At 47.6% G+C, this 248-nt stretch carries 1 protein-coding gene; it reads right to left on the minus strand.

Annotated features, from left to right (window positions below):
* A partial coding sequence (locus tag ACRHOZ_RS21205) for an MATE family efflux transporter (RefSeq protein ID WP_431130330.1) occupies nt 1-248 on the minus strand: 248 nt, incomplete at both ends.

The raw sequence follows: 248 nt of genomic DNA on the forward strand, positions 1-248 counted from the left end.
GATTACCGCCATTACGCCGAGCAATACTTCTGCCGCAGTTATGGCTACAAAAAGGCCAGTTGCACCCCAATCCAACACCAAGGCAGTAACGTACGCAATGCGCAATTGGAACATCCAAAAGGAAAAGAAATTAATCTTGGTAGGTGTCTTGGTATCCCCTGCTCCATTAAAAGCTTGCGTAACCACCATTCCATAGGCATAGAACACATACCCAATGGCAATGACCTGTAGGCAAAGGGCGGCGCTTT

Source organism: Flagellimonas flava (assembly GCF_050617915.1).
GTDB lineage: Bacteria > Bacteroidota > Bacteroidia > Flavobacteriales > Flavobacteriaceae > Flagellimonas > Flagellimonas flava_A.